At 58.4% G+C, this 25,525-nt stretch carries 20 protein-coding genes, 1 tRNA gene and 1 pseudogene; 10 read left to right on the plus strand and 12 right to left on the minus strand.

Translation table 11 applies throughout. The features are described from left to right. Entirely contained in the window at positions 1-2,295 is a 2,295-nt protein-coding gene (locus AAC636_RS10375) for a xanthine dehydrogenase family protein molybdopterin-binding subunit (protein WP_340301451.1), read from the minus strand. Positions 2,296-2,505: 210 nt separating this feature from the next. Here AAC636_RS10375 and AAC636_RS10380 point away from each other — a divergent pair, with 210 nt between their 5' ends. Then, a complete protein-coding gene (locus tag AAC636_RS10380) occupies positions 2,506-5,409 on the plus strand; it encodes a valine--tRNA ligase (protein ID WP_340301452.1) in 2,904 nt (967 codons plus the stop codon). 68 nt (positions 5,410-5,477) lie between these two features. Here AAC636_RS10380 and AAC636_RS10385 read toward each other — a convergent pair. From AAC636_RS10385 to AAC636_RS10405, 5 genes and pseudogenes are all read right to left on the minus strand, one after another. Beyond that, positions 5,478-5,554 (minus strand) — tRNA-Met (locus tag AAC636_RS10385). A 70-nt stretch (positions 5,555-5,624) separates the two neighbouring features. Beyond that, the gene (gene cueR, locus AAC636_RS10390) at positions 5,625-6,029 is read right to left on the minus strand and encodes a Cu(I)-responsive transcriptional regulator (RefSeq protein WP_317655599.1); all 405 of its coding nucleotides are present in this window, start codon (positions 6,027-6,029) and stop codon (positions 5,625-5,627) included. Continuing rightward, on the minus strand, positions 6,029-8,467 hold the full coding sequence (locus AAC636_RS10395) for a heavy metal translocating P-type ATPase (protein ID WP_340301453.1): 2,439 nt from the start codon (positions 8,465-8,467) through the stop codon (positions 6,029-6,031). The genes cueR and AAC636_RS10395 overlap by 1 nt, the downstream gene beginning before the upstream one ends. Positions 8,468-8,536: 69 nt before the next feature. Beyond that, a pseudogene (locus AAC636_RS10400) lies at positions 8,537-8,878 on the minus strand (sugar phosphate nucleotidyltransferase); the annotation flags it as partial. 139 nt (positions 8,879-9,017) lie between these two features. Continuing rightward, positions 9,018-10,223 carry an aminopeptidase P family protein gene (locus AAC636_RS10405; protein ID WP_340301454.1) on the minus strand — a complete coding sequence of 402 codons (1,206 nt, stop codon included), beginning with the start codon at positions 10,221-10,223 and terminating at the stop codon, positions 9,018-9,020. 163 nt (positions 10,224-10,386) lie between these two features. Between AAC636_RS10405 and AAC636_RS10410 the strand changes: the two genes are divergently transcribed. The 5 genes from AAC636_RS10410 to AAC636_RS10430 are packed head-to-tail and all read left to right on the plus strand — an operon-like array spanning position 10,387 to position 15,472. Continuing rightward, on the plus strand, positions 10,387-11,325 hold the full coding sequence (locus AAC636_RS10410) for an ABC transporter permease (RefSeq protein ID WP_340301455.1): 939 nt from the start codon (positions 10,387-10,389) through the stop codon (positions 11,323-11,325). Continuing rightward, the gene (locus AAC636_RS10415) at positions 11,322-12,143 is read left to right on the plus strand and encodes an ABC transporter permease (protein WP_340301456.1); all 822 of its coding nucleotides are present in this window, start codon (positions 11,322-11,324) and stop codon (positions 12,141-12,143) included. Before AAC636_RS10410 ends, AAC636_RS10415 begins: the two co-directional genes overlap by 4 nt. Then, positions 12,140-13,738: an ABC transporter ATP-binding protein gene (locus AAC636_RS10420; RefSeq protein WP_340301457.1), complete on the plus strand. Its 1,599-nt coding sequence runs from the start codon at positions 12,140-12,142 to the stop codon at positions 13,736-13,738. Before AAC636_RS10415 ends, AAC636_RS10420 begins: the two co-directional genes overlap by 4 nt. Continuing rightward, a complete protein-coding gene (locus tag AAC636_RS10425) occupies positions 13,735-14,475 on the plus strand; it encodes an SDR family oxidoreductase (RefSeq protein ID WP_340301458.1) in 741 nt (246 codons plus the stop codon). The genes AAC636_RS10420 and AAC636_RS10425 overlap by 4 nt, the downstream gene beginning before the upstream one ends. Before the next feature lie 10 nt (positions 14,476-14,485). Beyond that, positions 14,486-15,472 carry a P1 family peptidase gene (locus tag AAC636_RS10430; RefSeq protein WP_340301459.1) on the plus strand — a complete coding sequence of 329 codons (987 nt, stop codon included), beginning with the start codon at positions 14,486-14,488 and terminating at the stop codon, positions 15,470-15,472. On the opposite strand, the gene ruvB is transcribed toward AAC636_RS10430, so the two are convergent. From ruvB to AAC636_RS10460, 6 genes are all read right to left on the minus strand, one after another. Continuing rightward, positions 15,473-16,507: a Holliday junction branch migration DNA helicase RuvB gene (ruvB, locus tag AAC636_RS10435; RefSeq protein ID WP_317655609.1), complete on the minus strand. Its 1,035-nt coding sequence runs from the start codon at positions 16,505-16,507 to the stop codon at positions 15,473-15,475. A 1-nt stretch (position 16,508) separates the two neighbouring features. Then, entirely contained in the window at positions 16,509-17,192 is a 684-nt protein-coding gene (gene ruvA, locus AAC636_RS10440) for a Holliday junction branch migration protein RuvA (protein ID WP_340301460.1), read from the minus strand. Then, on the minus strand, positions 17,189-17,692 hold the full coding sequence (ruvC, locus tag AAC636_RS10445; protein ID WP_340259885.1) for a crossover junction endodeoxyribonuclease RuvC: 504 nt from the start codon (positions 17,690-17,692) through the stop codon (positions 17,189-17,191). Before ruvC ends, ruvA begins: the two co-directional genes overlap by 4 nt. 86 nt (positions 17,693-17,778) lie before the next feature. After that, positions 17,779-18,651: a 50S ribosomal protein L11 methyltransferase gene (locus AAC636_RS10450; RefSeq protein WP_340301461.1), complete on the minus strand. Its 873-nt coding sequence runs from the start codon at positions 18,649-18,651 to the stop codon at positions 17,779-17,781. Between the two features lie 7 nt (positions 18,652-18,658). Beyond that, positions 18,659-19,909 carry an MFS transporter gene (locus tag AAC636_RS10455; RefSeq protein ID WP_340301462.1) on the minus strand — a complete coding sequence of 417 codons (1,251 nt, stop codon included), beginning with the start codon at positions 19,907-19,909 and terminating at the stop codon, positions 18,659-18,661. A gap of 46 nt (positions 19,910-19,955) precedes the next feature. Next, positions 19,956-21,356: a YcjX family protein gene (locus tag AAC636_RS10460; RefSeq protein ID WP_445322573.1), complete on the minus strand. Its 1,401-nt coding sequence runs from the start codon at positions 21,354-21,356 to the stop codon at positions 19,956-19,958. Between the two features lie 131 nt (positions 21,357-21,487). On the opposite strand from AAC636_RS10460, the gene truA reads away from it, so the two are divergent. From truA to ybgC, 4 genes are read left to right on the plus strand one after another with little or no spacing between them, the layout of a single operon-like run. Further along, entirely contained in the window at positions 21,488-22,267 is a 780-nt protein-coding gene (truA, locus tag AAC636_RS10465) for a tRNA pseudouridine(38-40) synthase TruA (protein ID WP_340301577.1), read from the plus strand. Further along, complete coding sequence (selD, locus tag AAC636_RS10470) at positions 22,264-24,444, plus strand: selenide, water dikinase SelD (protein WP_340301464.1); 2,181 nt, start codon at positions 22,264-22,266, stop codon at positions 24,442-24,444. The genes truA and selD overlap by 4 nt, the downstream gene beginning before the upstream one ends. A gap of 42 nt (positions 24,445-24,486) precedes the next feature. Further along, the gene (locus AAC636_RS10475) at positions 24,487-25,122 is read left to right on the plus strand and encodes a hypothetical protein (RefSeq protein ID WP_340301465.1); all 636 of its coding nucleotides are present in this window, start codon (positions 24,487-24,489) and stop codon (positions 25,120-25,122) included. A 2-nt stretch (positions 25,123-25,124) separates the two neighbouring features. Next, positions 25,125-25,514, plus strand: coding sequence for a tol-pal system-associated acyl-CoA thioesterase (gene ybgC / locus AAC636_RS10480; RefSeq protein ID WP_340301466.1), 390 nt, complete (start codon positions 25,125-25,127; stop codon positions 25,512-25,514). Positions 25,515-25,525 lie beyond the last annotated feature (11 nt).

Here is a 25,525-nt window from a genome sequence, read left to right on the forward strand (position 1 = left end):
CTATTCTGCCGCAATCGCGCGTGTGGCTTCGATGGCCTCCCACAGGCGGGCGGGGGTAAAGGGCATCTCAACCTTGGCCCCCATATCCGCAAGCGCATCATTGACCGCATTCGAAACTGCCGCCAACGCACCCACTGTGCCTGCCTCGCCGCAGCCTTTCATCCCCAATGGGTTCGCGGTTGAAGGAACAGGGCGAATGGAGAAGCCGATAAAGGGCATATTATCGGCACGCGGCATCGCGTAATCCATGAAGGTTGCTGTCAACAGCTGACCATCTGCGTCATAAACCACGCGCTCGCAAACCGCCTGACCAATCCCCTGCGCAACGCCACCATGCACTTGGCCCTCGGCCAGCATTGGGTTCATCATATTTCCGAAATCATCTACCACAGTGTAGCGATCCACGGCCATCACACCCGTTTCGGGGTCAATCTCGACCTCAGCAATATGGCACCCATTGGGATAGGAACGCCCGGGCAGTTTGACATATTCCTGCACCACACACAGATCAGCACGGCCCGCACCGCGCGCGGCCTCTGCAGCCTCTAGGAGCGTAACCACCACATTTGAGCCAGGCGCACGGAAGACACCTTCATCGGCATCGAAATTGACATCATCCGCATCGAGATGATCCGCCATGAAATCGCGCAAGCCACCGATGAGGCTATCACCTGCGGCGCGCAGCGCCATGCCCTGCACAGTGACCGAGCGCGATCCACCCGTGCCGCCACCCATTTCGATCAAATCACTATCACCCTGCACGATCTCAATCGCCTCAAGCGGAAGGCCCGTTTGATCATGGACAAGCTGCGGATAGACCGTTTCGTGGCCTTGCCCGTTTGATTGCGTCCCGACATAAACGCGCGCGCCGGCATCAGTGAGTTCGATCTTGGCCCGCTCATCGGGGTCGCCTAGAATTGACTCGATATAGTAACAAATCCCCGCGCCGCGCAGTTTGCCCTTGGCGGCGCTGGCCGCACGGCGTGCGTCAAAGCCCGACAGATCCGCTTTTTCCAAAGCACGATCCAAAAGCGCCCCAAACTCGCCCACATCGTATAGCTCCCCCGTTGCAGTGCGATAGGGCATCTGATCGGGGCGAATGAAATTGCGCCTGCGCAATTCGGCGGGATCCACCCCCAAGACGCGGGCAGCGTGATCCATGCTGCGCTCAAGGCAGAAAATCGCCTCAGGGCGCCCCGCCCCACGATAGGCATCGACCTGCGCGGTGTTGGTAAATACCGCACGGTTGCGGAAAAACACATTTTGAATGTCATAGGTGCCCGTCAAAACGCGGGCGAATAGGTTTGATTGGATCAGCTGCCCATATTGCGAGACATAGGCCCCAAGATTTGACCAACTGTCCAAATGATAGGCCACGAGGCGATAATTCTCGTCAAAGCCAAGCTCACTCACTGTGACCAAATCGCGGCCCGCGTTATCGGCCAACATGGCCTCGGTGCGATCGGACATCCACCGCACAGGGCGGCCCAGATGGCGGGCGGCCATCGCGGTTAGGAAATATTCGGGATAGCCCATGGTCTTCATCCCGAACCCGCCACCTACATCGGGCGTGGTCACACGGACGTGCGAAGGATCAATGCCAAAGAATTTGGATAGATCACCTTTGGTGCCCCAGACCCCCTGACCATTTACGCCCAGATGGATACGCTCACCCTGCGGTTCCGCGAAGCACCCACGCGGCTCGATTGAATTAACGATGATCCGGTTGTCTTCGATGCGCAGACTGACACGATGTTTAGCCTTTGCCATCGCAGTTTTGACAACCGCCTCATCGCCATGTTCCCAATTATAGGCCACGTTATCGGGCGCTTCGTCATGCAGCGCCGCGCCGCCTGCAGAAAGATCTAATTTCACGGGCAGATCATCAATATCCAATTCGATCAGTTCAGCCGCATCGCGCGCCTGCGCAAGGCTATCTGCCACGATAAAGGCCACGGCCTCGCCCACGAACCGCACCCGCGAGGTGGTCAGGACGGGGCGGGGCGGGGCAGCCGCATCGCTGCCATCGCCGTTTTTCACGGTGACATAGCGCATCGCATTCAGATACCCCGCCGCCTCGATATCAGCGCCCGTGATGACCAGATGCACCCCATCCGCGGCACGCGCGGCATCAAGATCAAGGGTGGTGATAGTCCCATGTGCAACAGGGCTGCGCAGCACGAACCCCACCAAGGCATCCTTTGGCGCAATATCATCAATATAGCGCCCCTGCCCCGTCAAAAGACGAGCATCTTCAAGGCGTTTCACCGATTGGCTTGATCCAAACTTTTTCATGATCCCTCCTACTGGCATGGCGCTGACCTGCGAAACGCGCCTTCGCTTATGTCGCACAGTAGCGGGCCAGATCGATCTGTCCAGTCTTGCCCGCCGCTTTCTCACGATTTCCCGTAGAGAAGCGCCCCCTTGCCCCTTGGCCTCACCCGCCCCATTGGGTAAGGGAGGCACTGAGAACCCACACGCAGATGCAGCCCGAAGGCAGATCAAATGGAAAAGACATTCGACGCAAAATCAGCCGAAGCGCGGATTTCAGCGAAATGGGAAGCAGGGGAATGCTTTAAGGCAGGGGCCAATGCCAAAGCAGGTTCTGAGGCGTTTAGCATCATGATCCCACCCCCCAATGTGACGGGCGTGCTGCATGTGGGCCATGCGTTCAACAACACGCTGCAAGATGTGCTTGTGCGGTGGCATCGGATGCGCGGCTTTGACACGCTGTGGCAACCGGGCACCGATCACGCGGGCATCGCCACGCAAATGGTGGTCGAGCGCGAATTGGCCAAGGAGGGCAAAGCGCGCCGCGATATGAGCCGCGAGGAATTCCTCTCCCATGTTTGGGCGTGGAAAAAGAAATCTGGCGGCACGATCATCGAACAGCTCAAGCGCCTTGGCGCCTCTTGCGACTGGTCACGCGAGGCCTTCACCATGTCAGGCGCACCCAATGCGCCCGCAGGCGAAGAGGGCAATTTCCATGATGCGGTGATCAAGGTCTTTGTCGATATGTATAACAAAGGCTACATCTATCGCGGCAAGCGGTTGGTGAACTGGGACCCGCATTTCGAGACTGCGATTTCCGATCTTGAGGTCGAGAATATCGACCAGACAGGCCATATGTGGCACTTCAAATATCCGCTCGCGGGTGGGGCCACCTATGAATATGTCGAGAAGGATGAGGACGGAAACGTCACCTTGCGCGAGACGCGCGATTATATCTCGATTGCCACCACACGGCCTGAAACCATGCTTGGCGATGGAGCGGTGGCCGTCCATCCCGATGACGAACGCTACAAGCCCATCGTGGGGATGCTCTGCGAAATTCCTGTCGGGCCAAAGGAACATCGCCGCCTGATCCCGATCATCACGGATGAATATCCTGACCCCAATTTCGGCTCGGGCGCGGTCAAGATCACGGGCGCGCATGATTTCAACGATTACGCCGTGGCCAAGCGGGGCAATATCCCCTGCTATCGCCTGATGGACACACGCGCGCATCTGCGCGCCGAAGGCGCAGCCTATGCCGAGGCCGCGAAGATTGCGCAAGAAGTGGCCAATGGGGACAAGACCCTGACCGAGGCCGAAGTGGACGCGCTGAACCTTGTTCCCGACCATCTGCGCGGGATGGAGCGTTACGCCGCCCGTGATGCGGTTGTGGCCGAAATCACCGCCGAAGGTCTGGCCGTGATGACACGCGCCGATGACCCCCGCCTTGGCAAAGCCGCGCTGAAAGCGGATGCAGAGGGCGCTGATGCCTTGGTGCCTTTGGTCGAAGAAAAGACCATCACGCAGCCCTTCGGGGATCGCTCAAAGGTCGTGATCGAACCGATGCTGACCGACCAATGGTTTGTTGACACCGCCAAAATCGTGGAACCCGCGCTAGAGGCCGTTCGCACGGGCCGCACGCGGATCATGCCCGAACAACACCGCAAGGTTTATTTCCACTGGCTTGAGAATATCGAGCCATGGACGATCTCGCGGCAACTCTGGTGGGGGCATCAGATTCCTGTGTGGTATGATGACGAAGGCGGAATGTATTGCGCCCCAACAGAGGCGGAAGCGCAGGCGATGGCAGGCGACAAATCCCTGACCCGCGACCCCGATGTTCTCGACACTTGGTTCTCCTCTGGCCTTTGGCCCATTGGCACGCTTGGCTGGCCTGAAAAGACACCAGAATTGGAACGCTATTTCCCGACCTCAACGCTTGTGTCGGGCTTTGACATCATCTTCTTCTGGGTTGCGCGGATGATGATGATGCAATTGGCTGTGGTCGATGATATCCCCTTCCGTGACGTTTACGTCCACGCGCTGGTGCGCGATGAAAAGGGGCGCAAGATGTCGAAATCCATCGGCAACGTGCTTGATCCCCTCGAATTGATTGACGAATTTGGCGCGGATGCGCTGCGCTTTACGCTGACCTCCATGGCCGCGATGGGGCGCGATTTGAAACTGTCGAAAGACCGCATCGCAGGCTATCGCAATTTCGGCACGAAACTGTGGAACGCCGCGCGGTTTGCGGAAATGAGCGATTGCAAACCTCTTGCAGGGTTTGATCCAAAATCGGTCAGTCAAACTGTAAACAAATGGATTATCGGCGAAACCGCGCAGGCGCGTTTGGCCCATGACGAGGCGCTGTCGCAATATCGGTTCAACGATGCGGCAAACGGGCTTTATGCCTTTGTCTGGGGCAAGGTATGCGATTGGTATGTCGAATTCGCCAAGCCGCTTTTTGCCTCTGATGACGCGGCTGTCATCGCCGAAACCCGCGCGACCATGGCATGGGTGATCGACCAATGTCTGATCCTTTTGCACCCCACAATGCCCTTCATCACCGAAGACCTGTGGGGCGAGATTGCAGATCGCCCCAAGATGCTGGTGCATACAGATTGGCCCGACTATGGCGCGGAACTGGTCGATGCCGAGGCCGCACGCGAGATGACTTGGGTGATTTCGCTGATCGAAGAAATCCGCTCCGTGCGCGCGCAAATGCATGTGCCTGTGGGGCTTAAGGTGCAATTGCTTCAGCTTGATCTCGATGCGCGCGGTCAGGCCGCGTGGGACAATAACGCAGCGATGATCGAACGGCTTGCCCGCATCTCGGAGCTGACCCATACCCAGACCATGCCCAAAGGGGCGGTCACAGTTGCGGTTGAGGGCGGCACGTTCGGCCTGCCCGTGGCTAATCTGATTGATGTGGCCGAGGAAAAGGCGCGCTTGCAAAAGCTGCTGGATAAGTTAGCCAAAGAAATCGGCGGGCTGAAGGGCCGCGTGAACAACCCCAAATTCGTGGCAAGCGCCCCCGAAGATGTGGTCGCGGAGGCCCGCGAAAACCTTGCGGCCCGTGAGGAAGAAGAAGCCAAGATTAAAACCGCCTTCGCGCGTTTGGCGGAATTGGGCTAAGATGAACGCGGCGGCGCACGAGCGCCGCTGCTGCGTCAATCACAGTGCAAAATGTGCAAGGAAAGGCTTGGTAGCGGAGGAGGGACTTGAACCCCCGACACGCGGATTATGATTCCGCTGCTCTAACCAACTGAGCTACTCCGCCAGAAGCATCGCGGAAGTAGGACAAGCGGGGGCAAGCGTCAACCTCAAAATCGAAGCGCCCGCGCAGTTTTTCAATCCACCCGCCCGCTTGGCTCAATCGCAAGATCCTCCAAGATTGGACAATCGGGGCGGTGATCCCCCGAACAGCGCGACACAAGATCGGCCAAGGTCGCCCGCATCGCGGCCAATTTGGCCATTTTCGCATCAATATCCTGCAAATGTTGTTGCGCGATCTCTTTCACATCGGCGCTTGCGCGCCCGCGATCCTCGTAAAGGGCCAAAAGCGCGCGGCACTCCTCGATGGAAAACCCCAATTCACGAGCGCGCCCAAGAAAGCCCAGCTTATGCACATCTTGTTGCGAAAAACTGCGGTATCCGTTTTCACCGCGCGCAGGCGCAATCAAACCAATTTCCTCGTAATAGCGGATGGTTTTGGCGGGCAGGCCCGTGGCCATGGCCGTTTGCGATATATTCATCAATGCCCCCCCACATGACGCAGGCGTAGCGCGTTCATCACCACAAAGACCGAGCTTGCCGCCATCGCGCCCGCCGCCAACATCGGGTTCAAAAGCGGCCCTCCGATCAGGGCCAATGCCCCTGCTGCGACAGGGATCAACGCCACATTATAGCCAAAAGCCCAAAATAGATTCTGCCAAATATTACGCAAAGTGGCCCGCGACAGGGTCATGGCATCCACAACACCCCATGGCGCGCCAGACACCAGAACCACATCTGCCGCCTGCATCGCGATATCGGTGCCACTGCCAAGCGCGATGCCCACATCTGCCTGCGCCAAAACAGGGGCGTCATTGATCCCATCACCGACAAAAACAACGCGCTGCCCCGCCTTTTGCCACGCCGCCACAAGTGCCAATTTATCTTCGGGCTTGAGGCGAGCATGGGCTTCTGTGATGTCCAATTCTGCGGCAAGCTCATCAACCGCAGGCGCAGCATCACCTGAAAGAAGCGCGATCTTCAGACCCATGTTTTTCAACGCGTCAATCGTGTCGCGGGCATCTTTCTTAGCAGGGTCACGAAAGGCCAGACTGCCGGCATAGGCACCATCCTGTGCCAAGTGGATCAGGCTTGCGCCCTGAGGGGGAATGTCTGGGACACTGACACCCAACTCTGCCAAATAGGCCTCTGTGCCTAGGGCGATCTCTGCGCCCCCGACAGTCGCGCGGACGCCACCACCGATGCTGTTCTGGAACCCTTGCATCGCCGCGATGGTCAGCCCACGCGCCTCGGCCTCGGCCACAATTGCTTGGGCGAAGGGATGTTCTGATCCGCGCTCAACACTTGCAGCCAAGGCAATCAGGCGATCTTCGTTCTGCGCGTTGTAACACGCCACAAGCGCAGGCGCGCCCGTGCTGAGGGTGCCTGTTTTGTCAAAGGCCACAATGTCGGCCTGCCGCAAATCTTGCAGTGCGCGTCCCTCACGGAAATGCACCCCCAATTCCGCAGCGCGCCCCGTTCCTGCCATAACAGAAACAGGTGTCGCCAGACCCATGGCGCAGGGGCAGGCAATAATGAGAACAGACACGCCAATCACCATAGCCTGTACGGGGGATGGGCCAAAGATCCACCAAAGCGCCGTGGTTACAAACGCCACAGCGATCACGACAGGCACAAAAACCGCCGCAACGCGATTTATCAAAGATTGGATGGGCAGGCGCGTCATCTGCGCCTTTGTGACCATATCCACGATCTGCGCGAGAACCGTTTGCCCACCTGTTGCAGTCACGCGGTAAATGGCGCTGCCCGCGCGGTTCATCGTGCCGCCCACAACACTATCACCCACAGATTTCGTCACTGGAACAGGCTCGCCTGTGATCATGCTTTCTTCAACCAAGGCCTCGCCCTCGGTCACGATGCCATCGGTGGCAATTTTGTCACCTGGCTTGACGCGGATCAGATCCCCGATCCGCAGTTCAGACGCTGCCACCTGGCGCTCGGCCCCATCTTGCAAGAGGGTGGCGGTGTCAGGGCGCAGTTCCATGAGGCTGCGAATAGCTGCGCCCGCCTGACCGCGCGCGCGAAATTCCAAAAAACGTCCCAAGAGGATCAAGGTGACGATGACCGCAGCGGCCTCGAAATAAATGAAACGGCTGGCTTCTGGGATTAAGTCTGGTGCGAATGTGACCACAGTGGAAAAGGCCCACGCCGCCGTGGCCCCCAACGCAACCAAGGAATTCATCTCTGGCGCGCCGCGCAGCAATGCAGGCACCCCTAGGCGGAAAAACACCGCACCTGGGCCAAATAAGACCAAGGTGGTCAGGGCGAATTGCACCAGACGGGTTGTAAATTCCCCAAAGATCGCAACCTGCCAGTGATGAAATGCGGGGATAAGATGCCCGCCCATCTCCATGATAAAGACAGGCAAGGTTAGGAGCGCCGCCAAGATCAACTGTCGCTTCAGCAGGTGCCCTTCATCCTCTGCGCCGCTCTCGGGCTGCACCTCTGCCGCGGCGGGCGCAGGCAGGATTGGATAGCCTGCTTGGCGCATCACATCGGTTAAATTGGAAAGGGCCAAATCGGGGGTCGCGGTGACATAGGCCTCTTTCATGGCCAGATTGACTTCGGCTTTGATCACGGCGGGATGGGCATTTAAGGCTTTTTCAGCGCGGGAGGCACAGCCCCCGCAACTGAGATTTTCCACGGCAAAACGCCAGTGATTGGTCTGCGCAGGGTCAAGCGCAACGCGATACCCCGCCTTGCGCATCGCTGCATCCATCGCCGACAGATCAAACTCTGGCGTGGCTGTCACTCGGGCGGTTTTGGTGGTCAAATTGACCTGAGCAGAACGAACATGCGGCAAGGCCGCAAGCGCCTTTTCCGCCCGCGCAGCACAGCCCCCACAAGAGAGGTTCTCAACAGTCAAAGGGATCACGCGCTGCGCTTGGTGGTCTAGCATTCTAAAGGGTCACTTATCAGTCAGTTGGGGTATTTCCCCCTTCAGATAAGGGTTCCAGTTACTGGAAGGTCAACCCCCTTTGATGAATGCCTGCAAATATTGCCCATATTCATTCTTGCCAAACAACTGGGCCCGCGCGGCAAGATCGGCCACCGAAATCCAACCTTTGTGATAGGCGATCTCATCGGAGCTGCCTGTCTGCAAACCTTGACGTTTTTGCAATGTATAGACGAATTCCGAAGCCTCGAGCAGACTGGCATGAGTGCCTGTGTCAAGCCACGCATACCCACGCCCCATTTGGCAAACATCCAACTGCCCATCGTCAAGATAGCTTTGCAAAAGCGAGGTGATCTCCAACTCTCCCCGCGCCGATGGGGTCACCGATTTGGCGCGCGCAGGCGCCGTGCCACCCGCCAAAATGATGCCTTTGCGTGCCATAGATCCCCGTGCGTTCCGCAAGCCTGATGTCAGCTTATGCTATGCAGGGGGCAAGGTTGAAGCAGAAACTTTAACGGAACGGGGCGGTCACTTGACCGCCCCTTCCGATAAATTACCCCACCACGTTTTCGGCAGGGCCGTATGGATAGCCCGTAATATCCTCGGCCCCATCCTTGGTGATGATCAAAATATCATGTTCGCGATAGCCCCCCGCGCCTGCCATTCCCTCGGGGATTGTCAGCATCGGCTCCATGGAAATCACCATGCCTTCTTCGAGAACAGTGTCGATATCCTCGCGCAGCTCAAGACCTGCTTCGCGGCCGTAATAATGGCTCAACACCCCAAATGAATGGCCATAGCCAAAACTGCGATATTGCAGCAAATCGCGTTCCGCGAAGAAATCATTGATCGCATGGGTGATCTCAGCACAGCTGACACCGGGCTTCATCCGGCTCATACCCAATTCGTGCGCCTCGATATTCGCCTGCCAATAACCAAGGCTTGCCGCATCCACTTCGCCCACAAACATCGTGCGCTCAAGCGCGGTGTAATAGCCCGAGATCATTGGGAAGGTATTGAGGCTCAGGATATCGCCGCGCTGCAAAACCCGCCCCGTGACAGGGTTATGCGCGCCATCGGTGTTAAGCCCCGATTGGAACCATACCCAAGTGTCCCGATATTCGGCATCGGGAAAGCGTTTGGCGATTTCCAGCTCCATCGCATCACGCCCCGCCATGGCGACATCAATCTCACGCACCCCCGCCTTCACGGCGTCCCGAATGGCATAACCGCCCACATCGGCAACTTGCGCGCCTGCGCGGATCAACTCGCGCTCAGCGACAGATTTCACCATGCGCTGGCGCATCGTGGCGGCCGCGACATCGGCGGTGGATTTTGGCGCCAAGAACTCATTGAGAAGCGCAAATTGGCTCAAGACGAGATGATCGGCTTCGTAACCAACTGCCTTGCCCTGCCCCGCCACATGGGCCACGGCGCGCCAGTAATTGTTGCGCTGCCAATCGGTATAGGTGATCCCATCACAGGCACAGCGCCGCCATGGCTGCCCCGCATCAATACCCGCAGAGATCACGACCGCCTCAGATGCGGTCACAACCAACGCATAGGGGCGGCCAAAGGCACAGTAGAGAAAACCCGAATAATAGGCGATATTATGCATCGAACTGAGGACAACCGCATCTAGGCCTTGCGCATCCATAATTGCGCGCAGCCCCATCAGACGGGCGTCATACTCAGCTTGAGAAAACGGAAGAATGGCTTTTTCGCCATTGTGGAAACGGAAGAATTCAGGTCGCTGCATCGCCGACCCTCCTTTGACAGAAGACCCCGGCGTTCAGGGCGGTTAAGGTCTGCCATAGGACGACGCCATCGTCCCCAACCTCGTGGCACTATCTGCCGCGAAAGCCTTGAGTCGCGCAAGTCCCCTCTAGCGGCCTAGCACGCCTTCGGTCTAAGGTTTTGCCATGTTGAGCTATTTTCTCAATCGGGCGCTTGCGATGATCCTTAGCCTTGCCGTGGCAAGCGTGGTTATCTTTTGCCTCATTGAGGTGATCCCTGGTGATCCTGCCAGTTTCATGCTTGGCCTAAACGCCACAGACGAGGCGGTTGCAAACCTACGGGCGGAACTGGGCCTCGATGGGGGGCTTCTGCCCCGATATCTGGCATGGGTCGGGGGCATGGTGCAGGGAGATTTTGGCCTATCCTACACCTATCGCGTGCCCGTGGCCGAGTTGATCCAAGATAGGCTTGCCGTTTCACTGCCCTTGGCCATTTACGCGCTGATCCTGTCAACGGCCCTCGCAATCCCCGTGGGGGTGTTGGCCGCGGCCAAGCGCGGCGCATGGCCCGATCTTGGGGTTATGGCGGCCGCGCAAATCGGCATCGCAATTCCCAATTTCTGGTTTGCGATGCTGTTGGTGCTGCTGTTCGCGATACAATTACAATGGGTGTCGGCGGGCGGATTTGCGGGATGGGACAGCTTTGGGGCGGGGCTCGCCTCGCTCACGCTGCCCGCCTTCGCCTTGGCCCTGCCGCAGGCGGCAATTTTGGCGCGGGTTTTGCGTTCAGCCCTCTTAGAGACATTAGAGCAAGACTATATCCGCACCGCCCGCGCCAAGGGCCTCAGCCGCAGGCAAACCCTATGGCGTCATGCCTTGCGCAATGCAGGCATTCCCGTGATGACGATTTTAGGCCTTCAATTCTCGTTTCTGCTTGCGGGCGCCATTATCATCGAAAATGTTTTCTTTCTTCCTGGGCTTGGTCGCCTGATCTTTCAGGGCATCACCCAACGCGATTTAATCGTGGTCGAGTCGGTCACCATGCTGCTTGTGTTCGCCGTGATCCTCGTGACCTTTTTGGTTGATCTGGCCTATGCGGCCCTTGACCCTAGGCTGCGCAGATGAAGGTGCAGCGATCCTTAATCCTTGGCGGTGCGATTAGCCTGTTTTTCCTTTCCCTCGCCACCCTTAGCCTCCTCTGGGTGCCCCATGAGGTCACAAGCCTTGCGATTGCCAATCGCCTGCAAGGGCCAAGCGCCACCTATCTGCTTGGCACGGATCAATTCGGGCGCGATGTCCTATCTTTGCTGATGGTGGGCGCGCAAACCTCTATTGCGGTGGCGGTGGCGGCCATTGGCATTGGGGCAAGCATTGGCGTGCCTTTGGGTCTGCTGGCGGCAGCACAGCATGGGCGCTTTGGCGATGAACTGATTATGCGGGGCAATGATCTGATCTTTGCCTTTCCCGCGCTGGTGATCGCCATTCTGATCACTGCAACCTACGGCCCCTCGGCGTTTAACGCGATCCTTGCAATTGGTATTTTCAATATCCCCGTCTTTGCCCGCGTGACACGTGCAGGGGCGCTGCCACTTTGGACATTGGATTACATCCTTGCCGCGCGTGTGGCGGGAAAATCCAAGTTTCGGATCAGCCTTGAACATATCTTGCCCAATATTCTGAATCTGATCATCGTGCAGGCCACGATCCAATTCAGCCTAGGGATTCTGGCTGAGGCCGCGCTCTCCTATGTCGGGCTTGGGGCACAACCGCCAACCCCCAGTTGGGGCCGCATGTTGGCCGAGGCGCAAACCATGATCTACACCCATCCGATGCTGGCCATTCTTCCCGGGGCCTGCATCATGGCCTTGGTTCTTGGCTTGAACTTGGCGGGGGATGGGCTGCGCGATCACCTTGACCCAAGACTGGAGCGCGCCCTGAAATGACCGCTTCGCCCCGCCTTGAACTGAAGAACCTGACAATCACCCATGACGTGGGTGCATTGGTTTCTGATCTGTCATTGACGCTCGCCGCGCATCGGATCACGGCCTTGGTTGGGGAATCTGGATCAGGCAAATCGATGACGGCGCTGGCGATTATGGGCCTATTGCCCCAAGGATGCAGCGCGCAGGGTTCGGTTCTTCTCAATGGCACTGACAGTCTCTTGGGCCTGTCAGATCGAAAAATGTGCCAGTTGCGCGGTCGAAGGATTGGGATGATTTTCCAAGAACCCATGACCGCGCTGAACCCCGTTCTGCAAATCGGCGCACAGGTTGCCGAAACCCTTATGGTGCATCGCATCAGTCCCAATCGGCGGGCCGCAATGGCGCAGGCCCGCGCCGTTTTAGATCGGGTTGGCTTGGCGCAGATTGCGCTTGATCGTTATCCCCATGAGCTGTCTGGCGGGCAAAGGCAGCGCGTGGCCATTGCCGCCGCAATCGCGGCAGCGCCCGATATTTTAATCGCGGACGAGGCAACAACCGCGCTTGATGTCACCACACAACAGGGGATTTTAGCGCTTTTGAAAACCCTCGTTGCCGAAGATGGCATGGCGCTTTTGCTGATCACGCATGATCTGGCCGTTGTGGCGTCGATGGCCGATGAGGTGGCGGTGATGAACCAAGGCCGCATCATTGAAAAAGGTGAGACAAAACGGCTTTTGTCCCGCCCGCGCGACCCTTACACCAAGGCGCTCTTATCCGGCGCCCGCCCCACCCCAAAAGAGCCCCAACCCGTGGCAGGCGAGACACTCTTATTCGTGGAAGGGGTCAGTCGCATCTATCCGCCCAAACGCCTAGGCTTGCGCAAATCTGAACCCTTCGTTGCGGTGCGTGATGCAAATCTTACCCTTAAGCGAGGGAAATGTTTGGGGATCGTAGGGGGCTCTGGATGCGGAAAATCCACGCTCGCCCGCGCCATTTTGGGGCTAGAGGCCGCGCAATCAGGGAAGATTGTCTTAGACGGCACAGAGGTGCATCCGAACATGCCGCTTGAAAATCGGCGGCGTCTGTCGATTGTGTTTCAAGACCCCTATGGCAGCTTTGACCCCCGTTGGCGGGTGGGGCGCGTGATCGCGGAACCGCTTGATCTGCAAAATGTCCCATCTAATGAGGTCACATCTCGCGTTGCGACTGCACTTGAGCAGGTCGGGCTTTCGCCTCAGGATGCGCAAAAATACCCGCACCAATTCTCAGGCGGGCAAAGACAGCGCATTGCCATTGCCCGCGCGCTGATCACGCGACCCGATATCGTGGTGCTTGATGAGGCGGTTTCAGCCCTTGATGTCTCAGTGCGCGCACGGGTTTTGGATTTGCTAAAATCACTGCAACAGGAATTGCAGCTTTCGTATATTTTCATCACCCACGATCTCGCGGTTGTGGCCCATATGGCCGACACTATTGCGGTGATGGAAAATGGGGTGATTGTCGAACAGGGGCCAGCGCCCCAAATTCTATCTGCCCCCAGACATCCTTATACACAAAACTTACTCAACACCGCGCCCCGCTTGGACGCGGCCCCACAGAAAGGGACAGTTTCATGAGGCTTGCAGGAAAAACCGCAATTGTAACGGGCGGCGCATCGGGATTTGGCGCAGGGATCGTGCGCAAATTCCGCGCCGAAGGGGCCGAGGTGATGATTGCCGATCTCAATGGTGCTGCAGCCCATGACATGGCACAAGCCACGGGCAGCCTTGCCCATGAAACCGATGTCGCCAAGGGCGAGAGCGTGGCCGCCCTCGCCCAATCTGCCCTCTCCGCATGGGGACGTATTGATATTGTTGTGAACAATGCGGGCATCACCCATCTGCCGCAGATGATGGAAGATGTCACCGAGGAGATGTTCGACCGCGTCCTCGCGGTGAATGCGAAATCTGTTTATCTGATGGCCCGCGAAATCGTGCCGCATATGAAAGCTGCACAAGCGGGCGCCATCCTCAATATCGCCTCAACCGCGGGCCTCAGCCCACGACCAAAGCTGAATTGGTATAATGCCTCAAAAGGTTGGATGATCACCGCAACCAAGGCGATGGCGGTGGAACTGGCCCCGCAAGGTATCCGCGTCAACGCGCTATGCCCTGTGGCGGGGGAAACCCCGCTTTTGTCCAGTTTTATGGGCGAGGACACGCCCGAAATGCGGGCAAAATTTCTATCAACCATCCCTTTGGGCCGCTTTTCCACGCCCGAGGATATGGGCAATGCTGCCTGCTTCTTGTGCTCGGATGAGGCGTCAATGATCACAGGTGCCGCCTTGGAGGTTGATGGCGGGCGCTGCATCTAGGGGGATTGCGATGTTTGAGAAAGGCGCAAAGAACTTAATCACCGATGTCGCGGGCCTCCATGTCGGCCACGCTCAGGATGACGTGATCAAAACAGGGGTCACTGTTCTAACAGCCGAGCGCCCCTTTGTGGCAGGGGTGCATATCATGGGCGGTGCGCCGGGCACGCGAGAAACGGCGCTCTTATCGCCTGAGCGATTGGTGCAGGAGGTGGATGCGCTGGTTCTTTCGGGCGGGTCTGCCTTTGGCCTTGATGCGGCCTCAGGTGTGATGGATGGCTTGCGGGCCGCAGGGCGCGGCTTCGCCGTTGGGGATCAACAGGTGCCAATCGTGCCCGCCGCAATTCTCTTTGATCTGATCAATGGCGGTGACAAAGCATGGGGTCAGAACCCCTATGCCGCCTTGGGACGTGCGGCGTTTGAGGCGGCATCGGCTGATTTTGACCTTGGGACAGTGGGCGCAGGAACTGGGGCGCTGACCGCTGACCTCAAGGGTGGGCTTGGCTCAGCCTCGGTCACCTTTGACGGGATTACGGTGGGCGCTCTGGTCGCTGTCAACGCGTTGGGCCGCGTGACTATGGGCGATGGCCCGCAATTCTGGGCAGCCCCATTTGAAATGGGTGCAGAATTTGGCGGGCTTGGAACAGGGGCGTTCGATCCATCCGTACGCCCCTTGGTCAAAGGGCATCGGGACGGGGCAACCACCATCGCGATTGTGGCGACAGATGCCATCTTGACCCAAGCGCAAGCCACCCGCATGGCCACCGCCGCGCATGATGGCATGGCGCGCGCGATTTATCCCGCGCATACGCCGATGGATGGGGATTTGGTCTTTGCCGCTGCAACGGGCGCGCGCGCCCTTCGCGATCCGCTCATGGATACGCTGCATTTGGGAAATGCGGCAGCCCTGTGCCTTTGCCGCGCGATTGCCCGCGCGGTCTATGAGGCCACCCCTGCAGCACATGATCCCCTGCCCACATGGGCCGAGAAATTTGGCTGATCACTCAAAAAGCCCCGTCTGGGCAGGCGGGGTAGGAACGGGCAGCCCCAGATGCGCAAAGGCCGATTGCGTCAGCATCCGCCCCCGCGGGCTGCGCGCGATCAGGCCTTGTTGCAAGAGATAGGGTTCAACCACCTCTTCGAGCGCATCGCGGCTTTCGGAAAGGGCGGCTGCAAGCGTTTCAATCCCGACAGGGCCGCCGCCATAAGACTCCGCAATTAGGCGCAAATACCGCCGATCTGCCCCGTCAAGCCCTAGCTTATCGACCCCAAGCCGTGTCAGGGCGCGATCTGCAATCGCCGCTGTTACGCGGCCATCCCCCTCGACCACGGCGAAATCGACCACGCGGCGCAATAAGCGCCCTGCAATGCGCGGGGTGCCGCGAGCGCGCTTGGCGATCTCCCGCGCCCCTTCCTCATCGGCAGGGGCGCCCATCAGGCGCGCACCACGGGTCACAATCTGCTCCAACTCAGGCGTGTCATAATACACCAGACGCGTGGGGATGCCGAACCGATCCCGCAAGGGCGTGGTCAACAGCCCCAAGCGCGTGGTGGCTCCGATCAAGGTAAAGGGCTGCAATTCGATGCGCACAGATCGCGCGGCAGGCCCCTCACCTATGACCAGATCCAATGCAAAATCCTCCATCGCGGGATAGAGCACCTCTTCCACTGCGGGGTTCAGGCGGTGGATTTCGTCAATAAACAAAACATCACGCGGCTCAAGATTGGTGAGGATCGCGGCCAAATCCCCCGCCTTTGCCAAAACGGGGCCAGAGGTCATGCGAAAATTCACCCCCAATTCGCGCGCCATAATTTGCGCCAAGGTGGTCTTGCCCAATCCGGGCGGGCCATGAAACAGCACATGATCCATCGCCTCACCGCGTTTGCGCGCGCTTTCGATAAACACCCGCAAATTCGCCCGCGCCTCGGCCTGACCAATAAACTCGGTCAGAAGTTCAGGACGCAACGCGCGATCTTCGCGCAGATCATCCTGCGGGTGCGGATCGGGGCGCAATGTTGGATCAGGCGTGCTCATATCAATCCTTCGGGGCCAGGAGGCGCAGTGCCGCACGGATCAGCGCAGGGGTCGTGTCGGCCTCATCTGACGCGCGCGCAACCGCACTTGCCGCGTCAGAGGGGCCATAGCCCAAATTGGTCAGGGCTGAAATTGCCTCGGCCTGACTTTGCGCATTGGCCTGCGTGGTTGCAGGCGGCGGCGATGCCGCAGGGGTGGATACAGGCCCCTGCGGGCCTTCCACCACGGGCGCAGGGGCATTCTGCGTCAAATCGCGGGCCAGACTGCCACCCATCGCCATCAAAGCGGGACCTTTATCCTTTAGTTCATTGACCACACGCTGCGCCAATTTCGGGCCCACACCAGGGGCTGCTTTGACCGCGCCCCAATCCCCAATCGCAATGGCACGGGCCAAGGCCTCTGTGCCAAGCGCACCCGAGATTGCCATCGCGGCTTTGGCCCCCACGCCCTGAACAGACACCAACAAACGATGCCACTCACGATCATACGGGGTTAAAAACCCAACAAGCTGCAAAAGGTCTTCGCGCACCAGAAGTTCGGTGTAAAGGCTTGCCACCTGCCCCGCATTCGGCAGGTTCGCAAGAGTGCGTTCTGAGCAATAAACCACATAGCCCACGCCACCGACATCCAAAAGCACATGGTCACTGGCGCGGTAATCCACGCGGCCTGTCAATTTCCCGATCACAGGCTTGCCCCCACTGCTTTCATGATCCGCGTCTGCGATTGCGCATGATGGGCATGACATATCGCAATCGCCAAAGCGTCAGCAGCATCCGGGGATTTTGGCGCGCATCCGGGCAATTGCAGGCGCACCATATGTCCAATCTGATCTTTATGCGCGTGCCCCACCCCAACCACGGTTTTCTTTACTGTGTTTGGCGCATATTCAGCCACAGGCAAGCCTGCCTTGGCAGGGGCCAACATCGCAACACCACGCGCCTGCCCCAATTTCAACGTGGCCGCGCCATCACGATTGACAAAGGTCTGTTCGACCGCCGCGCAATCTGGTGCAAATTCGGCAAGGACGGCGATTAATCCATCATATAGCGCCAAAAGACGCGGGGCGAGATCATCGCCCACCCCTTCGATAACGCCATTTGATATGTGGCGTAGGCGCGGGCCATCCGCCTCGATTACGCCCCACCCAAGATAGCGAAGCCCTGGGTCAATACCGATGATACGCATGGCCTGCTCGCCCTTTGTGGTTCTTTGCGTCAGCTTAGCCCATCAATAGCACGAAACAAGAACATTCAACAAGCGGGGCGTGCCAATCACCCCATATAGCGCAGTGTCAGCGCCGCCCATTCCCCATGCTCGGACGCATAAACCCGCTCGAACCCTGCCGCGAGATAGGCGGCAGTGACGTCCTCAGCCTGCTCCAACAAAAGGCCTGACAAGATCAAATAACCGCCCTGCGCGGCATGACGCGCCATATCGGGAGCCAGTTCGATCAGTGGCCCCTTTAGGATATTGGCAAAGATCAAATCAAAGGGCGCGCGGGCTGCAAGGGTGGGATGATCAAACCCTGCGGCTTGCACAGCCTCGATCCGATCTGCGAGGTCATTCGCTTGGGCGTTTACACGGGCGACATCAACCGCGATCTCATCAATATCCGAGGCCAGAACAGTCTGCGGAAAGACCCGTGCCGCAGCCAAGGCCAAGACCGCCGTGCCACAGCCAATATCAACCACATTTTTGAAAACATGGCCCTCAGTGAGCAGACGATCAAACGCAATCAAACATCCAGAGGTGGTGCCGTGATGCCCTGTGCCAAAGGCCATTGCGGCCTCAATCAGCAAGGGCACGGCATCGTTTGGAACTGTATCGGCATCATGGCTGCCGTAAAGGTAAAACCGCCCCGCGCGCACAGGGTGCAATTCACGGCGCACCTGCGCGACCCAATCGGTTTCGGGCAATTCTGAAACGACAAATTCCCGCGCGCCATGCGATGCCGCCAAAAGCGCCAATCCGATCTCATTGGGGGCCTCAAGGAAATAACCGCCCACCTCCCAACGGCCAGAGCCGTCTTCGATCTGAAAAACCCCTACGCCATAGGGCGCAGGATCAAGTGCCTCTATGACCTCACCCAAGGCTTCGGCGGCGGATTTAGCAGGCAATGTGGTAAAGGCGGTAAAGGTCGTCATAAGCACCCTATTTGATCACGGTGGTGATGGGCGCAGCCACGGGTAAACCGCGCCGCGCAAGTAAGGTTTCATTCCCCGCCTCTGGATGACGCGGCACCAAAAGCGACAAGGCGAAAGATGTGGCAGCCATCCCTGACGCAAGCAGGAACACCGCAATCGGCGAGGTCAGCCAGATATACCCCAAGATCGCAGGCAAGAACACCGCAGCGATATGGTTGATGGTAAAGGCCACGGCGGCCGTAGGCGCAATATCAGCGGGATCTGCGATTTTCTGAAAATAGGTTTTGATGGCGAGGGCCAGCGCAAAAAAGACGTGGTTGCCGACATAGAGCACCGCCGCCATACCCACGCCCCAATCAAAATGATAGAGGCCCGCATAAAGTAGGAAAATCACGAACAAGCCCGCATATTCAAACATCAAGGCCGCACGTTCCCCAAAAAAGGCAACAGCACGACCCAGAAGCGGTGCTGCGATCATATTGGCGACCAATGTGACCATGAACAGCGCTGTGATCTCATGCACGGCAAATCCATAGCGCTCGACCATCATGAAGCCTGCAAAGACCACGAAAATCTGCCGCCGCGCGCCCGACATGAATTGGAGCGCATAATAGAGCCAATAGCGGCGGCGCAGGATCATTTTGCGGTTCTGCGGGGTTGGGCCCTCAAATTGGGGGAAGGCGAAAAATGCAATCACTGCAACCAAGGCGGTAAAGCCGCCCGCCACCCCATAGACCAAGTCATAGCTCAAATCATAAGCACGCCATGTCAGCACGATTAACCCATAGGCCAAAAGCGTGGCCAAAGACCCCATCGACATCAGCCAACCAATGGTCTGTGGCGCGCGCTTTTTGTCGATCCATTGCAATTGAAGCGATTGGTTGACTGTCTCGTAATAATGGAACCCGATGGAGGAGATCAGGGTGACAATCAACAACCCCCCCAAGGAGGGGAATTGCGAGGTCAGCGCCGTGGCCAGACCCAACATAACCAAGGACACAAGCGCCAATTTCTGCTCGCGGATCACAAGCAATAGGGCAATCACGCCAATCGCGAGAAACCCTGGAATTTCGCGCACTGAATGCAGCCATCCTACATCAGCCCCGTCAAACCCTGCCGCCTCAATCACAAAATTATTGAGCAATGCAGACCATGTGGCAAAGGCCACAGGCATCGCAAAAGCCATCAGGAACAAAAGAACCTGCGGGCGCTGCCAGCGCGGCAAATGTGAGGTTTCAGAGAGGGGCACGAGCTTCATAGACTTTGCCATAGGCCCGAAGGGCTAGGCTTGGCAATTGAAACTTTCACCCCATACAATCTGCCAAAAGAAATTCCGCCGCCGCATCAAGGCGAATATGCGGGGGGCCGAGCCCCGCGCGCAGGCTTGATATAGGCGGGGCGAAATCTGTCACCGCGAATTCATGATCCGACCAATCCCGCGCGCCTTCGCGTGCAGGGGCAAGGATATGGTCGGGATGGTCTGGCAAGTGGCCCGCATAAAGGGCGCGCATCTGATTAGATTGCCCAACACGGCCCCGCACCAGATCAACCTCGGCCCCGTCTAGAATGCGGCTTTCCTCAACGGTGCTGCGCAGGCTTGCAATCGCCATAGCCCGCGTTTTCGCCCCCCGATAATCAGCGCGCTGTTTGGCCTGTTGCACCAAAGCCTCAAGAAGATTGGCATAGGCCTGATGCTGGGATTGATGCAGGTAATCTGCCTTGGTCGCGGCAAAAAGGATACGATCGGTTTTTTGCCCCAAGAGTGCCGCCAAAGGGCCATTCGCGCCGTGGCGGAACACCGACAAAATACCCGCCATCGCCTGTCGCAAATCTTCTAAGACCTCAGGCCCACCTTGCATGGCGCTGAGCAGATCCACTAAAACCATCTGACGATCAATGCGGGCAAAATGCGCGCGAAAGAACGGCCGCACGATTTGCGATTTATAGGCCTCAAAGCGCCGCGCGGCCTCGCGCGCGATTGTGCCACGCCTCAGGGCCTCAATCGGCAAGGGGCAAAAGGTTAGCGCAGGGCTGCCCTGCAATTCGCCCGGCAAGATAAAACGGCCGGGGGTCAATTGGCTGAACCCCGCCGCGCGCGCCGCGTGCAGATAGGCGGTGAAACTTTGCGCAAGGGCCGAGGCCTGCATCTCATCATGGCGCGTCTCAGCCACAGCTTCGGTGGCCATCGCCAAGAAATCTCGCGCCGCGGCCAAGCTCTGCGCTTTGGCGGAAATCTGCGCCAAACTGGACTTAGACCATTGCGCGTAGCTTTGCGTCAACAGTCCCAAATCCAACAACCATTCACCTGGATAATCAGTGATATCCAAATGCAAGCGGCGTGGGCCCGTCAGACGCGCAAACCGTGATTTTGGCGTGACGCGCAAGGACAAGCGCAATTGCGAAACGCTGCGCGTGCCAATCGGCCAATGCGCCTCTGGCCCCGTCATCGCGGCAAGATGGCTTTCGTAATCAAATCGCGCGACTGTATCATCGGGTTGTGGTTGCAGGTAGGCCGCTTCAATCCGACCTTCGCGCTCGGGCGAGGATGCCGCCATGCGGCCCCGCTCCATCAAATTGGCCACGAGAGAGGTGATAAACACCGTCTTTCCTGCGCGAGACACCCCTGTCACCCCCAAGCGCAGGCTTGGGTTTGAAAAGGCGCGCGTCAATGCTTCGCCCATGCTCTCCACGCTGTCACGCAGCATATCGCCCAAAGATGATATCACGCTTGGCCTGCCCCCATCTAATGCCTTGCGCAAAGATAGGATGCCAAAGCCGCCATGGATAGGGGGTTATGGGCAATTGCATGGCGCGCGCGTTTCCGTTAGCCAAAGCCATGGCCCGTTATGCGCTCAAAGTCGAATATGATGGTCGCCCCTTTGCGGGGTGGCAACGTCAGGCTGATCAACCCTCAGTGCAGGGTGCGATTGAGGCTGCGCTTTCACAGCTTGAGGCGGATGTGCCCTCCATCGCTGCGGCAGGGCGGACAGATGCAGGCGTTCATGCCACGGGTCAGGTCGCGCAATGTGACATGGCCCAAGAGTGGCATCCCTTTCGCCTGTCTGAGGCGCTGAATTATCATTTGAAACCTTTACCGGTGGCAATTGTGGCCTGTGCGCCCGTGTCAGAGGATTGGCACGCGCGGTTTTCCGCAGTTGAGCGGCGCTATACCTATCGGCTGATCAACCGCCGCGCGCCCTTGACCCTTGATGTGGGGCAGGCATGGGCCGTCAAGCAGCCCCTTGATCTTGCCGCCATGCAAGAGGCCGCACGCCATTTGATCGGCAAGCATGATTTCACAACCTTCCGTGCCTCTATCTGTCAGGCGAAATCGCCCGTCAAAACCCTTGATGAGATACGGATTGAGGCCTTCCCGCGCAGCGATACGGTCGAATTTCAATTTCACCTGCGCGCGCGCTCGTTCCTGCATAATCAAGTGCGCTCGATTGTCGGCACGCTTGAGCGGGTTGGGGCGGGATCATGGTCGCCTGACGATGTGCGCATCAGCCTAGAGGCGCGCGATCGGGCCGCCTGCGGCCCTGTTGCGCCGCCTGATGGATTAATCCTGACGGGCGTGGGGTATCCAGATGATCCGTTTAGGGGTCAAGGATCATGACCCCCACCGCTTGGCCCGTGACCCGCGAAATTGTGCTTGTGGGGGGCGGGCATAGTCACGCGCTTGTCACGCGTATGTGGGGGATGCGGCCGCTTGCGGGTGCGCGCTTGACCCTTGTCTCGCCCAACCCAACGGCGGCCTATTCAGGGATGCTGCCCGGTGCGATTGCGGGGCATTACCAACAAGACGAAATCGAGATTGATCTGGTTCGCCTTGCCCGTTTCGCCAATGCTCGCCTCATCCTTGCCCCCGCCATTGGGATTGAACGAGCGGGAAAACGCCTGCATCTCGCAGGGGGCAGGTCTATTTCCTATGATATCATGTCGATTGATATTGGCATCACGACTGATATGCCCGCCTTAGCAGGCTTTGCAGATCATGCCGTGCCCGTCAAACCTCTCGAGGGGTTTGCAGCCGCATGGGAGGGCTTTCTGACCCAAGCGCCCAATCCTGCACGCATCGCCCTTATCGGCGGCGGAATTGCGGGGGTTGAGGTCGCCATGGCCGTGGCGCACCGCCTGCGCACCACAGGGCGCAAGCCCGAGGTGACGATATTTGAGCGGGCACAGGCGTTGCAAGAATTGCCTCCGCGCGCGGCACGGCTTTTGCGACAAGACTTGCGCACCCAAAATATTACCCTGCGCGAGGGCGTAGAGATCACCGAGATCACCGCGCAAATGATCCATCTGCGAGATGAGTCCCCGCTGCCCTTTGATTTGATCCTTGGCGCGGCAGGCGCGCGGGCGCATCCGTGGCTGGCAGAGACAGGGCTTGCACTCAAAGATGGGTTCATCCGCGTGGGCGCCGATCTGCGCAGCGTGACAGACCCCGATATTTTCGCCACGGGGGATTGCGCGCATTTTGATCATGCCTCCCGCAGTAAGGCGGGCGTTTATGCGGTGCGCGCGGCAAAGCCCCTCTTTCACAATCTGCGCGCGGCTGTGATGGGGCGCAGTTCGCGCATCTATCAGCCGCAACGCCACTATCTCAAGCTGATTTCCTTGGGCGATAAGCGGGCCATTGCCACGCGCGGGCGGGTGGCTGCATCCTTTCCCTTTCTGTGGATGTGGAAAGACCAAATTGATCGCAAGTTCATGCGACAGCTGACCCAGTTGCCTGAGATGGCGGCACGACCGCAACCGCCGCAAGAACACGCGCTTGGCATAATCGAGGCCATGGGGCCAAAACCGCAATGCGGCGGCTGTGGCGCAAAACTGGGTCAAGCCGCGCTTGAGGCCGCCCTGCCCCCACCCCCAACCCACCGCAAAGACATTGAGATTGGGCGGGGGGATGATGCGGCGGTGCTGCATATGGGCGGCGCGCGCCAAGTGATTAGCACAGATCATCTGCGCGCGTTTTGCAATGACCCGGCCGTGATGGCGCGTATCACTGCCATTCACGCACTTGGCGACATTTGGGCCATGGGGGCCGCCCCGCAGTCAGCCTTGGCAATGATCACCCTGCCCCCCTTATCTGAACCGCTGCAAAGTGCTTGGTTGACCGAAATCATGTCAGCCGCCGCCGAGGTAATGTCAGCGGCAGGCGCCGATATTATCGGCGGCCATAGTGCAGCGGGGGCGGAACTGAGCATCGGGTTCACTGTTACAGGTCTTGTTGCAGATCGCGCAATCGGACTTACGGGGGCGCAAGCAGGGGATGCGCTGATCCTGACCAAACCCATTGGCACAGGCGTTCTTCTAGCGGCAGAGATGCAAGGATTGGCAAAGGGCGGCGACATTGCGCGCCTTTATCAGGGACTTACGACACCGCAGGGGGCGGTGGCGGATATTCTCGTCCCCCATGCGCGCGCCATGACCGATGTGACGGGGTTCGGCCTTGCGGGCCATATCATGAATATCGCCCGTGCCTCGGGCTTGGGGGCGCAGATTTGGCTTGATCAAATTCCTCTCTATCAAGGCGCGCTTGATTTGGCGGCGGCGGGGGTGCAATCGACCCTCTACCCGCAAACCCGCGCGCATCTTTTGGGGCAAATACGGGGCACAACATCGGGCCCGCGCGCCGATTTGTTATTTGATCCTCAAACCGCAGGCGGACTTTTGGCAGCCCTGCCCCAAACCGTCCTGCCAGAGGTGCAAGCGGGACTTCGGGCCGCAGGTCACAACGGATGGGTTATTGGCAAAATAACGGATCAAACTGGCACGCTAGAGATCAGCTGAGGGGATTGAACCACAGCCCCCAAGCCGCTAATCCCGTGGTCTATGACCCAAGATGCAGTCACACCCTATTTCACCCGCGCTGATGGCAGCTATCTCTTCGCCCGTTGGGGTCGGCCTATCGCCCCTGTGGTGTTTGGGGTTGAGGATGCGACCGTGTCCATCGTCAAGGGCGCGCTTGAGGCGATTGTCGCACTCGCGGGCCACCAGATGGCCGAGACAGATCCCGAACTGGGCGCGAATTTCATGGTGTTTTTCATCCGTGATTGGGACGAGGTGCTTGCCACACCCAATATGGATCGCCTGCTGCCCGATTTGGCCGAGATCATTGCGCGGCTCAAATCGATAGATGCCAACCAGTATCGCGCATTTCGGTTTGATGCAGATGGTGGCATCAAAGCGGCCTTTGTTTTTGTGCGCATGGATGCGGATTTATCGCGTCTACCCGCAGATACCATCGCGCTGTCACAAGCGGTGCAGACGATTTTACTATGGTCGGATCAAGCCTTTCTAGGGCAATCCCCACTGGCCGCAGGGACCGATGGCGCGGCGCGCCTGAAACCTGAAATTGCCGCGATTATTCGCGCAGGCTATGATCCTGTTATGCCCGTCTGCGCGCAAGACAGCACGCATGGCCTACGCATGGCGGCACGGGTGGCTGTCTTGGAGCATAGAAATTGAACATGACGCATCACTGGCCCATCCGTGTTTATTACGAAGATACCGATCTGGCGGGGATCGTCTATTATGCCAATTACCTAAAATTCATTGAGCGCGCCCGCAGCGAGATGGTGCGCGACCTTGGCATTGATCAAGCGGCGCTAAAGGCCACCCAAGATATCGTATTTGCCGTGCGCCGCGTTGAGGCTGATTACCGCGCGCCCGCAAAATTCGATGATGAATTGGTGGTTGAAACCAAAATTCTGCGCGCAAGCCCTGTGCGCTTGAAATTGAGCCAAGATGTCAGGCGCGCAGGCACCGTGATCTTTGCCGCCAAAATCACCCTCGCCACGATCAATGGTCAAGGCGGCGTGGCGAAACTGCAGCCCGAAGTGCTGTCGAAATTCCGCTAAGCCCTGAAAGC

Origin of the sequence: Roseobacter sp. HKCCD5988 (assembly GCF_037830355.1) — a bacterium.
Classification (GTDB): domain Bacteria; phylum Pseudomonadota; class Alphaproteobacteria; order Rhodobacterales; family Rhodobacteraceae; genus M30B80.

Coding starts and splice junctions, on each gene's coding strand:
- AAC636_RS10425 (WP_340301458.1), top strand. CDS start 13,735: ATGAGGCTTGCAGGAAAAACCGCAATTGTAACGGGCGGCGCATCGGGA.
- AAC636_RS10450 (WP_340301461.1), bottom strand. CDS start 18,651: ATGACGACCTTTACCGCCTTTACCACATTGCCTGCTAAATCCGCCGCC.
- AAC636_RS10410 (WP_340301455.1), top strand. CDS start 10,387: ATGTTGAGCTATTTTCTCAATCGGGCGCTTGCGATGATCCTTAGCCTT.
- selD (WP_340301464.1), top strand. CDS start 22,264: ATGACCCCCACCGCTTGGCCCGTGACCCGCGAAATTGTGCTTGTGGGG.
- AAC636_RS10475 (WP_340301465.1), top strand. CDS start 24,487: ATGACCCAAGATGCAGTCACACCCTATTTCACCCGCGCTGATGGCAGC.
- AAC636_RS10460 (WP_445322573.1), bottom strand. CDS start 21,356: ATGCTGCGTGACAGCGTGGAGAGCATGGGCGAAGCATTGACGCGCGCC.
- cueR (WP_317655599.1), bottom strand. CDS start 6,029: ATGAATATATCGCAAACGGCCATGGCCACGGGCCTGCCCGCCAAAACC.
- truA (WP_340301577.1), top strand. CDS start 21,488: ATGGCCCGTTATGCGCTCAAAGTCGAATATGATGGTCGCCCCTTTGCG.
- AAC636_RS10430 (WP_340301459.1), top strand. CDS start 14,486: ATGTTTGAGAAAGGCGCAAAGAACTTAATCACCGATGTCGCGGGCCTC.
- ybgC (WP_340301466.1), top strand. CDS start 25,125: ATGACGCATCACTGGCCCATCCGTGTTTATTACGAAGATACCGATCTG.
- ruvC (WP_340259885.1), bottom strand. CDS start 17,692: ATGCGTATCATCGGTATTGACCCAGGGCTTCGCTATCTTGGGTGGGGC.
- ruvB (WP_317655609.1), bottom strand. CDS start 16,507: ATGAGCACGCCTGATCCAACATTGCGCCCCGATCCGCACCCGCAGGAT.
- AAC636_RS10375 (WP_340301451.1), bottom strand. CDS start 2,295: ATGAAAAAGTTTGGATCAAGCCAATCGGTGAAACGCCTTGAAGATGCT.
- AAC636_RS10395 (WP_340301453.1), bottom strand. CDS start 8,467: ATGCTAGACCACCAAGCGCAGCGCGTGATCCCTTTGACTGTTGAGAAC.
- AAC636_RS10415 (WP_340301456.1), top strand. CDS start 11,322: ATGAAGGTGCAGCGATCCTTAATCCTTGGCGGTGCGATTAGCCTGTTT.
- AAC636_RS10380 (WP_340301452.1), top strand. CDS start 2,506: ATGGAAAAGACATTCGACGCAAAATCAGCCGAAGCGCGGATTTCAGCG.
- AAC636_RS10420 (WP_340301457.1), top strand. CDS start 12,140: ATGACCGCTTCGCCCCGCCTTGAACTGAAGAACCTGACAATCACCCAT.
- AAC636_RS10405 (WP_340301454.1), bottom strand. CDS start 10,223: ATGCAGCGACCTGAATTCTTCCGTTTCCACAATGGCGAAAAAGCCATT.
- AAC636_RS10455 (WP_340301462.1), bottom strand. CDS start 19,909: ATGAAGCTCGTGCCCCTCTCTGAAACCTCACATTTGCCGCGCTGGCAG.